Here is a 14,337-nt window from a genome sequence, read left to right on the forward strand (position 1 = left end):
AAAAAAGGCCGGAAGTTGAACAATCCTAATGAAGGATCCCGTTCAGCTTCCGGCCTTTTGCTATGCGGCATCTGAGGCCGTCGACGATGGCTAGCGGTTGCGCTTAAACTCCGCGACCTTCTTCGCCAACAGCTCTTCACTGGCCTTGATCAGCGAGGTGTACTGCGAGTTTTCAAAGCCCCACAGCGTAGACTGCTGCTCTTCCGCATAGCCCACCAGGAACGGAACCGTAGTCACAACCACCAGATCTTCCGCCGATTCAACGTAGCGGTCGATAGTATTGGTCTCAGCATCGATGTTCGTTTCATCCCAATTAGAGATCAACTCCATCCCGCTGCGGGAGTAAATATTCATCACCATGCTGGTCATTTTATCGATGTAGACGTATTCGATACCGTCAATCTCCCTGACATCAATGATTTTGGTATCGTCATGAAGGTGAGCGATGATACCGGCAAAAATATGCCATTTGATCTCAGTGGCCTGCAGGTGGTCGATAATCTTATTGAGTTTCTGGTCGTAATCGAGCGGGAAGATAACGTCATCTTCACAGATAATGCCCATTTTCGCCCTGCTGGCCAGCATCCTGGAAAGCATATATTTATAGCTCATCCCGCAGCCAATCCAGCCAATACGGTAGCGAATACCGTCAAAGAAGCTGAATCCGTGGGAAGGACTTTTAAAGAAGGCCTTTCTACGCACCGGCGTTTCCGACAGCGACAGACACAGACGCGGAATATCGCTTTCCTCGATATCATCGAAGACGTAGCTGCTTTCGTACTGTGAGAACGTGAGCTTATCAATCGACAGCAAATAACGTTTCAGATAGACGTTGTTTTTCTTATCTTCAGCGGTGAAGCGCGCAATGTCCGCCCGCTTCTCACGGTAGTGCTGCTCATCAGACAGCAGCGTCCGGAGCTTTTCTACCATCGCCTGAATATCGCCAACCGGGCAGAAATCAATCACCCCCTGCAGGTCCTGATGTTCTTCAATATCCGCACTGCTTTCACTCACGATCGGCGTGCCTAATGACAGCGTTTCATACAAACGCGTCGTCTCAAGCAGCGCATCCTCATAGTAATGGATATTAATAACAACCCGCGCGTCCTTGACCATTTTGGTCAACCGGTCACCAAACACTTCGGAAGCGACGGTGACGTTGAAATGCTTCTTCAGCTCCTGCAGATACGCCTTACGACGTTCGCAATTGGGATCGCCGTAGAATAAAACGTCAGCGGCCTTATCGCCCTTGCGCTCGCTCAGGTCATAGCCGATCTGCGTGAGATAAGCGGGATAGTCCGCATAGCTGGAGATCGGCATATAGAACAGCTTCTGATAGGGAATTCCCTGCTGGAGAAGGTATTCGATATTTTTCAGCGAGTAATCAAATATCGCTACCGCGTTATTCAAGCGGGCAAAATACTCCTCGGTAAACCATCTTGAGTTGACCGATTGCTCCATCTGGAAAGCAATATAGTGCTTAGGCAGCTGCTTAAACATCTGCGGGCAGACGACGATATGCAGTTGACCGCTGTCATGCTCCTCAACGTATGACGTACTGACCTGCGCAGTAAGGCCATTCTCAAGCAGACTCTTCTCGATAAGATGAGCAACGAATAGTGTGTGCTGCGTTGCGAGAATACGCACATCGCCGTTATCCAGGAACGCCGCCGCCGGCGCGGAATCCGTCGCCGCGCGGTTGATCACGCGTTTAAAACCGTCCGCAGCCCCTTTCCAGTTACCGGACATAATGAGGCGCAGCGCGGTTTTATACTTCGATTTTGACAACAGCCCGCCGGAGAGCAGGAAACGCGATAGCGTCCCGTTACCCGAGGTTGCATGATAGCGAGTCATCGCCCTTATCGTAGAAAATTCACCGCGGCAAATTCGGCCCGACATGCGTACCGGCATGGTCAGCTTCCATGACAGGCTGTTACGCATGCGGTTGATCTCTTCTTGCTTCGTTTCCACAGCCGACATCAGGCCGGCTTTGGCGTGCGCCGCAACCTCAACCTTATCCTGCAGCTGCGCGAGGGTAGCCGCGAGCTTTTCACGTTCGGCCGCTTCTGCAGCCAGCTGGTTTTTTAACAGGTCGAGCTGTTTGTTATGTTCCTGCAGGGAGTTTTCTAAAATCTTTCTCATCGCTTTGTCTTGGGAAATGGCTTCATTTATCAATGATGACAGGCTATGCACGGCCTGCGAAAGGCTACCCGGCATATCGGCTGAGTAAAATTCAATATGCTTGCCGACAATCTCGCGCTCTTCCGGATGGCTCAATCTGAATTTGAGGTACTCCTGATTAAAAATCAGGTCGAAAGGAACCAGATACGAGAACAGGTAAAACGCGGCAGCATTGACCGTGGCTGAGGCTTCGTCTAATTCATTGATAAAGGCATAAGAGCAGTCACCTAAAACCGTCGTTTTCTTTCCGGTTAATATTGCCTCAAGACCGACGCTTGAGTTAATGGTGAAGACTTCGTTGCACTGATTAATGAAGGCAAGGCTATTGGCTGAGTCATCGATTGTAAAAACGTCGTCCCTTAAGCGGAACAGGCTACCCGGATGCGCGCGCACCAGGATGTCCTCTTTTTCATAGCGCTGACGAACGTACGAAAGTAGCGAAATGTTAGTAAAGTCGTGATTGTAGGCGATCAGATTGGAGTCATCCTCAACCTGAAGCACGACGCCGGCCGCAGAATGAGTGGCCGCTTCTGCGGGCGGTAAAACCTCAAGAAAATAGTTGTGCAAATCGCCCAGCGAGGCCTTGATATCGAACTCGGCCTGACATTTTTCATAGCGAGCGCTGGCTTCGGTCCCGCCATTGACGCCGGCAAAGTCCAGATAGGCAGTGTTGCGGTACATCGGTGCACGCAGCGGGCCAATCTCGATGTGCATCACCTCTTTCCCCAGCGTCCTGGCGACATGTTCCAGGGAAGGACAGTTGCAGATAGAGATAAAAGTGTCGATCTGGTCAACTATGCCCTTTTTGCTGTCAAGCAAAGCGTGCAGCTCTGTTTCCAGGTCGGGGATCCGCTCGGTCAGGAACGCCGAGAATGATTTAATCGGATCGTGATGGTGACGAGAAAGCAGCGTTTCGTAGAAGGCGCTATCGAGCGTCAGGTACTCATGACGCGCCATGCTTTGCGCATTTGGCAGCTCATAGCCAAGCGAGGCCATCGACGCCGGATCAAATTCCCAGCGTTCGCGCTGAGCTTCATCATCAGTAACGCTGAGATAATCCTCACCGGTAATAAACAGAAGGCTATCCGTTGCGCAGTGCAGATATTTATAAAACATCCATAAATAAGGGGCCTTAAGCCCCCTGAACGGATAGGGAGGTAAAAATACAGCCAGCATCATTACTCTCCATTCGAAACAATTTTCAACGGAGCGTGAATCACACCACCCAACTCCCTTGCAGACCAGAATTTAACTTTCATCATCGGACGGCGCTGATCGAGTTCTTCCCGATCGCCGTTGCCAACCTTGGCCAGGCCACAGTGAATGAGATAATCGCCCGAGTTAACAGGCAGCGTCGCTTTATACACGATGCGCTGGCGGCCGGGTCGCAGCGTAATTGCTGAACCGGCACCGATATTACTGTCTCCCCAGATATCTCCCCCCTGTGCTTTCGACATGGAGATCCCTAACGCGATATCTTTAATTTCTTCGCTAGCCAGAATGGTAAAATCAAATGTCACTTCTTCGCCTGATTTAATCAGCGGCTTTTCGGCCAGAGTAGTGCCATCCGATTTATAAATCGTCAGATCTTCAATGATTGCACGCGCGCTGCCGAAGCGCTTCTCGCCAGTGGCCTCATTGGTGGTGCGCAGCTGGATGGCTTTCAGCTCTTCGACGCTAACTTCTTCAGCTGAACCCTGGTCCGCAGTGCGGCTTGCGGCTGGCTTCTCGCTCCCGTTAGCAAGGATCATCCCTTTTTCATAGGCCAGAACCGCGGCCAGCACATCCGTGGTATCGCCAATCAGCTTACCGTGCTCCATCACCAGACAGCGGTCTGCATATTCAAGAATGCTGCCGGTCGAATGGGTCACCATAATGATCGTTACACCCTTCGCACGCAGCGCTTCCATCCGCTTATAGCACTTGTACTGGAAGCCAATGTCGCCAACCGCCAACGCCTCGTCGACAATTAAGATCTCAGGTTCTACACAGGCCTGAACGGCAAAAGCCAGGCGCACGTACATCCCGCTGGAGTAAGTCTTCACGGGCTGATCGATAAACTGGCCAATGTCGGCAAACTCTTCAATCTCAGCAAACTTCGCCGCAATTTGCTCTTTCGTTAACCCCAGCACCGAACCGTTCATATAGACGTTTTCACGCCCGGTAAACTCGGGGTTAAAGCCAGCACCGAGCTCCAACAGGGCGGCAATACGCCCGTTGACCCGGACTTCTCCCGCAGAAGGCGTTAAGGTTCCGCAGATCGTTTGCAGAAGCGTCGATTTACCCGCCCCGTTACGGCCGATAATACCAACGGTTTCGCCCTTCTTGATGCTGAAGGAGACATCGTCTAATGCCCAGAACTCGCGGAAGTAGCAGTTGCGCTCTCTTCTGGCAACCTGCTGAATTTTTGGCACAAAAAACTGTTTTAAACGATCGGTCGGACTGGCGTAGATCTGATAGCATTTGCTCAGATTAGTGACCTGGATAGCAATTTCATTAGAGGACATCAGCAAATCCCTTCCTTGTTTTCTGGAAGAAGACAAAACCCAGCCAGGCGACAACTGCGGCGCCGATGGAATAGAGTAAAAGACCCAGGAAATTAGGCATACCGCCCCAAATCAGAACGCTTCGGGCTTGTTCAATAATAAAGGTCAGCGGGTTGAGCATAATCCAAATATGATATTTCGCAGGCAAGGCACTAATCGGGAAAAATACCGGAGATAAGAACATCATGACGGTGGTGATAATCACCGTAGTCTGGCTGACATCGCGCAGGAAAACGCCCAATGAGGCGAGGATCCACGATAAGCCAAGACAGAAAATGACTAGCGGGAAGAAAACCAACGGCAGGAACACAATCGTCCAGTGCAAAAAGCCGTTAAAAAGCACAAAGGCCACCAGCAGAACGAACAGGCTGATGCAGGTATGGAAAAGAGCCGCCAGCAGGGAAATCACCGGCAAGGTTTCAAGCGGAAATATGACCTTTTTAACATAGTTAGTGTTGCTAAGAATGATCAGTGGCGCCTTATTGATGACCTCACTGAAGAAACCGTGCACGATCATACCGACAAACAGGATTATCGCAAACTGCGTTCTGCTCTCATCGCCACCGGCGGACCAGCGAGCTTTGAACACGACGGAGAACACGAAGGTATATACGGTTAGCATGAATAGTGGATTCAGGAAGGACCAAAGCAGGCCCATCACCGATCCTTTGTATCTTCCGATGACATCCCGTTTAGCCATCTGAAGGATGATCCCGCGATGGCCAAAAATACTACGTGCAATCTCTACGGGTGATGATGAAAGTTTTTGATGCGGGTTTTTCATTTTAAACTCGTAATAAAATTATCTGAACAATCAACCTGGCTTCCGGGGAACTTCAAGCAGCGCCTTTTTATTGTACGCATGCCTCTTACGGTCAAAAAACCATCCCCACTTATTAAAGTAGGAAATCGCAGAGCGAACATGATACCAAAGCAACAGCTTGCTTTTATATGACCCTTTATTGAAAAGGTGAATAATTGTCGCATCCGGAAAATAATATAGCTTAGTGAACGGCAGCGCGCGGCGACATAGATCGACGTCTTCTAAATACATGAAGTAACGCTCATCAAACCCATTCAGCTTCTGGAGCAAACTATTCGTTAGCAGCATGAAGCAGCCGGAGACAGAAGGCGGAGAGAAGACCTTATCGTACTCGGCATCCATCAGCTCATACTCAACGTCAAACTTCAGCGCAGTGGTGGGTAAAAAACGCCTTAAAAACAGATTAACCGGCGTGGGCAGTAAGCGACAGCTGTATTGCCGGTCTCCATTTTTATAGAGAATTTTAGGCGAGACAAAGGGGAACTGGTTATCCCAGGCAAAGGACAATAATTTATCCAGCTCGCCTCTGTCAAAACTAACATCCGGGTTACAAATCAGAAAATAACCATCAAAATCAGTATTAGCTTTGATTGCCAGATTGTGACCAGCACCGAACCCGCAGTTATAAGGAGATTTGATATAACTAATTTTCGGTTCGCTCAGTTCTGTAACCCACTGACATCCACCATTATCAATTAAGACAACTTTTTCAACACCACTCTCATGACATAACGAGATCAACGTATCTTTAATATCATCATAGGAATGATTAAATAATACAATAGAAGCGATTATCTTCGGCTTCATTGCTTCATAAGTCATGAATCTATTACCTTTAGAGTAAACATTGCTATTTAATTATTATTATAATTCTTGATGAATAAAAGAGGATGCGTTAAGCATATCAAATCTACAAATGACTCAAGGTCAGGCATATACTTCAGCTGTCGCCAGAGTATGAGCCTGCATATCTTTCTCTGACAATGAAAGCGCGCAGCCGCTTAGCTCAGGCCACTCAATGCCAATTTCCGGATCGTTCCAGAGAATGCTGCGCTCCGACTGCGGCGCGTAGTAGTTGGTCGCTTTATAGACAAACTGCACCGTCTCGCTCAGCGCCATAAATCCGTGTGCAAACCCTTCCGGGATCCACAGCTGACGCTTGTTTTCCGCGCTCAGCACGACCCCAACCCACTGACCAAACGTCGGCGATGAGCGACGTACGTCGACGGCAACGTCGAACACTTCACCTTCAACGCAGCGCACCAGTTTACCCTGCGCATGCGGGGCCAGCTGATAGTGCAGCCCGCGCAGCACGCCTTTCTGCGACTGCGAGTGGTTATCCTGCACAAACTCAACCTTGCGACCTACCGCCTCATCAAAAATCTTGCTGCTGAAGCTTTCAAAGAAAAACCCGCGCGCGTCGCCAAAGACTCTCGGCTCGCAGATTAAGACCTCAGGAATGTCTGTTTTAATAATATTCATGCTTTTGTATTTACCTACTTACCTAAAACTTCAACAACAACGCGCTCAACGCCCTGGCGCCAGTCCGGGAGCGTTACGCCAAATACCCGCTGGAATTTCTCATTCAACAGGCGGGAATTCAGCGGACGTTTAGCCGGTGTCGGGTAGTCCGTCGTCGGGATCCCGTTGACCTCTTTGATCGCCAGCTCAGCTCCGTTGGCGCGCGCGATATCAAAGACAAAGCGGGCATAGTCATACCAGCTGGTTTCACCGCTGGCCACCAGATGATAGGTTCCGGCAACCGCCCTGTTACGCAGCGCTTCACGAATGGCGATGGCGGTACAGTCAGCCAGCAGCTCGGCACCGGTCGGCGCGCCGTGCTGGTCGTTAATAATCGACAGCGTCTCTTTTTCGCCCGCCAGGCGCAGCATGGTTTTGGCAAAGTTGGCCCCACGCGTCGCGTAGACCCAGCTGGTACGGAAAATCAGATGACGAGGATTCGCCTGCGCCAGCGCCAGTTCACCGGCGCGCTTGGTTTCGCCATAAACGTTCAGCGGCCCGGTTGCCTCGTCTTCAGGGCGATAATGCTCGCCTTCTCCGTCAAAAACATAGTCGGTGGAGTAGTGCACCATCAGGGCGCCCAGCTTCGCCGACTCCTCCGCCAGAACCGCCACGCCCCGCTCATTCAGCAGATCGGATAGCTCGCGCTCGCTTTCGGCTTTATCCACCGCCGTATGCGCGGCCGCATTGACAACCACATCCGGTTTAACCTGGCGGACGGTTTGCGCAATCCCGGCAAGATCCGTCAGATCGCCGCATAGTTCCTTATCGAAATAGTCAACGGCGACCACCTCACCCAGCGTGGACAGCGAGCGCTGCAGCTCCCAGCCAACCTGACCATTTTTGCCAATAAGTAAAATTTTCATTAATTCATACCCTGTATTTGGTCGGCAGACGGTTAACGCTCATTGAGCAGACGTTTCAAATAAGCGCCATATTCCGTTTTCTTCAGCCGCTCGGCCTGAGCCGCAACCCCTTCGGCAGACAGCCATTTATTCCGGAAGGCTATCTCTTCCAGACAGGCCACTTTCATGCCCTGGCGCTTCTCAATGGTATGAATGAACTGAGAGGCTTCCATCAGGCTGTCGTGGGTACCGGTATCAAGCCAGGCAAAACCGCGTCCCAGCAGTTCAACCTGCAGGTCGCCACGCTCCAGATACATCTGGTTAAGGGTGGTAATTTCCAGCTCGCCGCGCGCGGAAGGCTTCACTTCCTTCGCCATCTCTACGACGTCGTTGTCATAAAAATAGAGGCCGGTTACTGCCCAGTTTGATTTCGGCTTCAGCGGCTTCTCTTCGATCGACAGCGCCCTGAAGTTTTCATCAAACTCCACCACGCCAAAGCGTTCAGGGTCGAGAACCTGGTAGCCGAAGACGGTGGCGCCCGACGTTTTGCTGGCCGCTGCTTCCAGCTTTTTACCGAAGCTTTGCCCGAAGTAAATATTATCGCCCAGCACCAGCGCGCAGGAATCATCTCCGATAAACTCTTCACCGATGATAAAGGCCTGCGCCAGACCGTCCGGGGACGGCTGGATTGCATAGGAGAAATTGACGCCAAACTGCGAACCATCGCCCAGCAGACGCTGGAACGCCGGCATATCTTCCGGCGTGGTGATAATCAGGATATCCCTAATACCGGCAAGCATCAGCACCGAAACCGGATAGTAAATCATCGGCTTGTCGTAAATCGGCAGCAGCTGTTTCGACACACCCTGAGTAATCGGGTACAAGCGGGTGCCGGACCCGCCGGCCAGAACAATACCTTTCATTCTGCAATCCACCTTAATTAGTTATTCAGACCAAGACGCTCGCCGGCATAGGAGCCGTCCAGCACGCGCTGCCACCAGGTCTGATTGTTCAGATACCAGTGCACCGTTTTTTCAATGCCGCTTTCGAACGTTTCTTCCGGCACCCAGCCGAGATCGCGCTGAATTTTGGCCGCATCGATAGCGTAGCGCAGGTCATGGCCCGGGCGGTCTTTGACAAAGGTAATAAGATCGGCAAAGTGGCTGATATTGCCCGGTTTCTGCTCCACCACTTTATCAAGGATGGCGCAGATGGTTCTGACCACATCGATATTTTTACGCTCGTTATGGCCGCCGATATTGTAGGTTTCGCCTCTATGCCCTTCGGTAGCGACCTTATACAGTGCTCTCGCGTGATCTTCGACGTACAGCCAGTCGCGGACCTGTTCACCGTTGCCATAGACCGGCAGCGGTTTGCCGGCCAGCGCGTTGAGAATAGTCAGCGGGATCAGTTTTTCCGGGAAGTGATACGGACCGTAATTGTTCGAGCAGTTAGTGACCACCACCGGCAGTCCGTAGGTGCGATTCCAGGCGCGCACTAAATGATCGCTACCGGCTTTCGAGGCCGAGTACGGGCTGCTCGGTGCGTAGGAGGTTTCTTCCGTAAACAGATCATCGGTGCCATGCAGGTCGCCGTAGACTTCATCGGTGGAGATATGGTGGAAGCGGAAGCGTTGTTTCTGCGCTTCGTTCAGCGACTGATAGTAGTGACGCGCTGCCTCAAGCAGCGTAAACGTGCCGATCAGGTTAGTCTGGATAAAGGCTGCAGGGCCGTCAATAGAGCGGTCAACGTGGCTTTCAGCCGCCAGGTGCATCACGATATCAGGCTGAAACTCACTGAACTGCCCGGCGATCCCCTGCGCGTCGGTGATATCCGTGCGTGAAAACGAATAGCGTTCATTTTGGGCAACGGATGCCAGAGACTCGAGATTACCCGCATACGTCAGGCAGTCCACGACGCGAACGTCATCCTGGGTATTTTCAATAATATGACGAACAACGGCGGAACCGATAAAACCCGCGCCACCCGTAACAAGGATCTTCATACTTTATCTCATTTTTCAAATAGTTATATGTTAATCAACATATATCATAAATTTCAGGCACGCTACCGCCATTGGCTATCGCAACCAAAGCGCGTAACGCTGCTGTACTACTTTCATGATTATGGCTCTGGCCAGTCGGTCACAGCATGCTCTTGCTGCTACCTGACGGCTGGCCTTTGCGCTGCGTTCTGCTGCCACAAACGAAACAGACTGACAGATCCGCGATAAACAACTAAAAACAGAGATATATCTCGGAAACCATATCTCTGTTTTCAGGCCCTATGCCGCACAACCGGGCAGTAGATGCGCGAGCGCTACTCTCCCCGTTTTGCTGCCGGCTATCTATCGGGACTTTCTCATTTAGCAAGCTCAAGGGTTCACCAACATTACCAGTACGGTCGTTGAAAGCCGACTGCACGCGCCAGTAAAGCTGCTGTATGCATCACTAAAGCATCAAGGGTAGCCAAACTGACGCAACGTTCCAGCACATTGCTCATATTCTTCCCCCCAGATAAAGAGTATCCATTTCCGGGTTTGTCACACGACTCATCGGATGTTCTGAGGAAGCGTTACCCTGAAAAACAACACTCCTGCGACGCATAGATTATCCGCGCATTATAACGCTGGTAACTAAGAATAAAAATCAAAAAGCATGGCAAATCAATTCATGTGAAAAGTAAACAATAAGGATACATTATTTATACCATTCAAAAGCGCTATCATAACCAATTGATATGTAATTAAAAAAATCAAAAAAGGCTCAATCAGCATAGGAATCACGAACATTCAACGGCGGAATGCTCGGAAATCATATAATCAGTAACAATATAGTCAGCAGGGCGCGCTCTGTCTCATATTGAGTACTTTATCGGCGGAACATCAATTATTGGTATAAGAAACTATAGGTATTATTATGGTGCTAAGCTACATTCAAATGATAATTATTTCTATTTGTGAGAATAATACAGGAAATATGACGCAAAAACGCTCGCTGCTCCTTAAGCGCTGCCCCGTTCTGACCGCTTTATGAAGATCCTGTAACGGGAAAGCAGATGACCCCTAAGGCAACCCGGTGTAAAATCGACAATTATATATAGCGGGAAACAACGAACCCGGAGGATGAACATGAAGTTTTTAGTCACTGGAGCCGCAGGATTTATCGGTTTCCATACCTGCAAGCGCCTTCTTGAGGCGGGTCATCAGGTTGTTGGTCTCGACAACATGAATGATTACTACGACGTCAATCTTAAGCAGGCGCGTCTGGATTTACTGCAATCCTCCCTTTTCAGTTTCCATAAAGTCGATCTTGCCGATCGCCAGGGCATCGCAGAGCTGTTCGCAGAAGAGAAGTTTAACCGCGTGATCCATCTGGCCGCTCAGGCTGGCGTTCGGTACTCGCTGGAAAATCCTCATGCCTATGCCGACTCCAACCTGATCGGTTATTTGAACATTCTGGAAGGTTGCCGACACCACAAGGTCGAACACCTGCTGTACGCATCGTCCAGTTCCGTCTACGGTTTGAACCGCAAAATGCCGTTCTCAACCGACGACTCGGTCGACCATCCGGTTTCACTCTATGCCGCCACCAAGAAAGCGAATGAGCTGATGGCGCATACCTACTCCCACCTTTACGGCATACCGACTACCGGCCTGCGGTTCTTCACCGTGTACGGCCCTTGGGGTCGCCCGGATATGGCATTGTTCAAATTCACCAAAGCCATGCTGGAAGGTAAGAGTATTGACGTGTACAACTACGGCAAGATGAAGCGTGATTTCACCTACGTTGACGATATTGTGGAAGCCATTGTACGCGTTCAGGATGTTATCCCGCAGCCGAACGCGGAGTGGACCGTCGAGAATGGCTCTCCGGCAGACAGCTCGGCTCCATATCGGGTTTACAATATCGGCAACAGCTCTCCGGTTGAACTGATGGATTACATCACCGCCCTGGAAGAAGCGCTGGGAATGGTCGCTGAGAAAAACATGATGCCTATCCAACCAGGCGACGTGCTTGAAACCAGCGCGGATACCAAACCGCTGTACGATCTTGTTGGCTTCAAACCGCAGACCACCGTCAAAGAAGGCGTGCAGAATTTTGTCGACTGGTATAAGGCCTACTATAAGGCATAATCTGGCAATCAGTTTCTCAACCGCGGCGGCATAGCTGCGGTTCTCTCTTCTGGCATCGCTCCTCCCCTCTTACGCGCAACCTTGTTCACTGGCGCGGAAAGTTTTATATCTTCGACTCACAGTACCTGGCCCTTCTTTCAACAGAAGCGCGCTTACCTCATTATGGCAGACTAAAACTGTAACTTTCACCAAGGAGCCGCAGCTCGAGCTAGTTTTCTTTTGAAAGTATAGTTTTTCATTCTCCATAAAAAAAACACAATTACCGTATAGGAATCTTCTTAGAAAGAAGCTATGTTAGTGAGATAAAGATAATTTGTATCGTTCTTTTAATTGCAAGCTAATCATTTACTCCCGTAACTTCGCTCTGGTAGATCATATGGAAAACTTATTTTTCTTGGTTGTTGCTGCCATACTACTTGCCGTTTACTTTTTAATTTCTTATTTAAACGATCGTAAAAGTTCCAGAACGTGGCTTAATAAGCATAAATAATAATACAGGCGATATTTACTTTAATGACCAAACTAGCGGGCGAGGGCGTTGAAAATCATTTTCTCAGCAGAGCGTTAAGCATTAGCTACTTATTAAAGAATATTATATAGAACACAGGTTACGCGTAAATTTTAACAACAAAAAAGCCTGCATTGCAGGCTTCGTTTTACCTTCCGGCGCTTATCTCCAGCATCTACATCACAGTGACGGTAGCTCTTCACAAGGTAGATTCAACATATCCGACCTGTTTGTCAGCCGCAACTCATTTGAGTACAGACTTTAAACTACATCACATTTTTTCATTAGCCGAGGGGGAAATACAACTATTCCACAAACGGCCTGGCAGATAGAACCCCATTCCTATATCCCTCTCGCTCAACAGGGAAACCTTATACCGCAAGTATGCAGCACGTACTTAGTTCCTTTGCTGCGAAAAATATGACGCCACATGACTTATATTTTTTTCATTCAGGGTACCTGAATCACTCAAGAGCGAGATCCACGCTTTGATGTAAGTGTACTTGGCTTCGGCAAGGTCTCTCTGCGCGCCATAAAGCTGCTGCTCGGCGTTGAGAACATCGACGTTTACACGCTGGCCAGCTAACACGCTCTTGCGAGTAGCCTCAACCTGAGTTGTCGCCGATTTTACCGCAAAGTCATAGGCAAGGAGCTTTGCCTGGCTGCTAATGCAAAGATTAAACTGCTTACGTAAGTCATTAATAACGTCACCTACCTGTGCATCCAGCTCATATTTAGCCTGCCCATAACGAGCTGCCGCCTGACGGGTTGATGCTGCAACACCGCCTCCTGAATAGATAGGCATCGTCACCTGAACCCCAATACTATCAGTGCGATATTTCTGGTTTACCGTATTGTCGCTACTTGAGTCATTCTCAGAATGAGAGGCATACAGTTGAACCTGGGGCATAAAACCGGAACGATTGCGTTCTACATCATACCTGGCGGCGTCAACCCCATGACGCGATGCCGCTAACTGCGGGTTACGCTCCATCGCCACTTTCTCCCAGTCAACAAACTGGGTATAGGGTAAAGGTGATACCTGGAATTTACCCTTGCGTAAAGTCTGCAAATCATCCAGCTGGTTGAGGGGAATACCGATTATCACTTCCAGTTCGCGCTGTGCTGCATCGAGGACATCCCGGGCTTCAATAAGCTGGGCCTCAGCCAGGCTGTAGCGAGCCTGTGTTTCGGCAACATCGGTAATGGTACCTTCACCGGCGCTCACCAGACGATCGTTCAATGCCAGCTGCTCTTTATAGGCATCCTTTTGGGCCTGTGCTAACGCTATTTGATCTTTTGCGTAAGCCACACCAACATACGCGGAGATAACGCGCACAGCCAGATCGAGATATTTGCCACGGTACTTTTCATCAGCCATCAGCGATTGCGCAACACCTGACTTATATTTCGCATACGCCTCATAGTCGAAAATGGACTGAGTCAACATCACTGAACCAGCGTAACTACGGTACTGCTGTCGTTTAGTCACATCGCTGACGTTCCCAAAGATATCACTGCTTTGATACTTCTGAGTTTGCCAGTTGCGTGGCGCATTTTGATAATTTAACGAGACTTTCGGCAAAAGACCTGCCCGGCCAATATTCTCATTTTCATTTCCGGCTTCTTTTTCCTTTATTGCAGCCTGAAACAGGGGATCTTTTTCCAGAGCCAAAGAGTACGCATCTAAAATGCCTAATGAGTAAACAGGTGCAGACATCATAAGCGCAAAAGAACTTATGGCCAGACCCATAATCTGCCTTTTAACCTGCATCTGG

Annotated in this window: 11 protein-coding genes; 2 read left to right on the plus strand and 9 right to left on the minus strand. The window is 49.8% G+C overall.

The genetic code is table 11. From position 1 onward, the window contains the following. Positions 1 to 90: 90 nt before the first annotated feature. The 8 genes from EDF75_RS09920 to rfbB form a co-directional block, all read right to left on the minus strand. Complete coding sequence (locus EDF75_RS09920; protein WP_463671424.1) at positions 91 to 3,360, minus strand: GT99 family glycosyltransferase N-terminal domain-containing protein; 3,270 nt, start codon at positions 3,358 to 3,360, stop codon at positions 91 to 93. Continuing rightward, a complete protein-coding gene (locus tag EDF75_RS09925; RefSeq protein WP_133599440.1) occupies positions 3,360 to 4,688 on the minus strand; it encodes an ABC transporter ATP-binding protein in 1,329 nt (442 codons plus the stop codon). The genes EDF75_RS09920 and EDF75_RS09925 overlap by 1 nt, the downstream gene beginning before the upstream one ends. Beyond that, positions 4,678 to 5,511 (minus strand): ABC transporter permease, encoded by an 834-nt coding sequence (locus EDF75_RS09930; protein WP_133598919.1) that lies wholly within the window; start codon positions 5,509 to 5,511, stop codon positions 4,678 to 4,680. The genes EDF75_RS09925 and EDF75_RS09930 overlap by 11 nt, the downstream gene beginning before the upstream one ends. A 30-nt stretch (positions 5,512 to 5,541) precedes the next feature. Continuing rightward, complete coding sequence (locus tag EDF75_RS09935; RefSeq protein ID WP_133598921.1) at positions 5,542 to 6,372, minus strand: glycosyltransferase; 831 nt, start codon at positions 6,370 to 6,372, stop codon at positions 5,542 to 5,544. Between the two features lie 105 nt (positions 6,373 to 6,477). Further along, positions 6,478 to 7,032, minus strand: coding sequence for a dTDP-4-dehydrorhamnose 3,5-epimerase (gene rfbC / locus EDF75_RS09940; protein WP_133598923.1), 555 nt, complete (start codon positions 7,030 to 7,032; stop codon positions 6,478 to 6,480). Between the two features lie 14 nt (positions 7,033 to 7,046). Beyond that, entirely contained in the window at positions 7,047 to 7,937 is an 891-nt protein-coding gene (gene rfbD, locus EDF75_RS09945) for a dTDP-4-dehydrorhamnose reductase (RefSeq protein WP_133598925.1), read from the minus strand. A gap of 32 nt (positions 7,938 to 7,969) precedes the next feature. Next, positions 7,970 to 8,839 carry a glucose-1-phosphate thymidylyltransferase RfbA gene (gene rfbA / locus EDF75_RS09950; RefSeq protein WP_133598927.1) on the minus strand — a complete coding sequence of 290 codons (870 nt, stop codon included), beginning with the start codon at positions 8,837 to 8,839 and terminating at the stop codon, positions 7,970 to 7,972. 17 nt (positions 8,840 to 8,856) lie between these two features. Then, positions 8,857 to 9,921, minus strand: a complete 1,065-nt coding sequence (gene rfbB / locus EDF75_RS09955) for a dTDP-glucose 4,6-dehydratase (RefSeq protein WP_133598929.1) — start codon at positions 9,919 to 9,921, stop codon at positions 8,857 to 8,859. Between the two features lie 1,125 nt (positions 9,922 to 11,046). Here rfbB and EDF75_RS09960 point away from each other — a divergent pair. Together EDF75_RS09960 and EDF75_RS27060 are read left to right on the plus strand one after the other, a co-directional pair. After that, entirely contained in the window at positions 11,047 to 12,051 is a 1,005-nt protein-coding gene (locus EDF75_RS09960) for an NAD-dependent epimerase (protein WP_132512183.1), read from the plus strand. 376 nt (positions 12,052 to 12,427) lie between these two features. Beyond that, the gene (locus EDF75_RS27060; RefSeq protein WP_166646153.1) at positions 12,428 to 12,541 is read left to right on the plus strand and encodes a small membrane protein; all 114 of its coding nucleotides are present in this window, start codon (positions 12,428 to 12,430) and stop codon (positions 12,539 to 12,541) included. Positions 12,542 to 12,956: 415 nt separating this feature from the next. Here EDF75_RS27060 and EDF75_RS09965 read toward each other — a convergent pair whose 3' ends face one another. Next, positions 12,957 to 14,333 (minus strand): TolC family outer membrane protein, encoded by a 1,377-nt coding sequence (locus EDF75_RS09965; RefSeq protein ID WP_133598931.1) that lies wholly within the window; start codon positions 14,331 to 14,333, stop codon positions 12,957 to 12,959. Positions 14,334 to 14,337: the final 4 nt, after the last annotated feature.

The sequence above is a fragment of the Klebsiella sp. BIGb0149 genome (assembly GCF_004362605.1).
Classification (GTDB): Bacteria; Pseudomonadota; Gammaproteobacteria; order Enterobacterales; family Enterobacteriaceae; genus Klebsiella; species Klebsiella terrigena.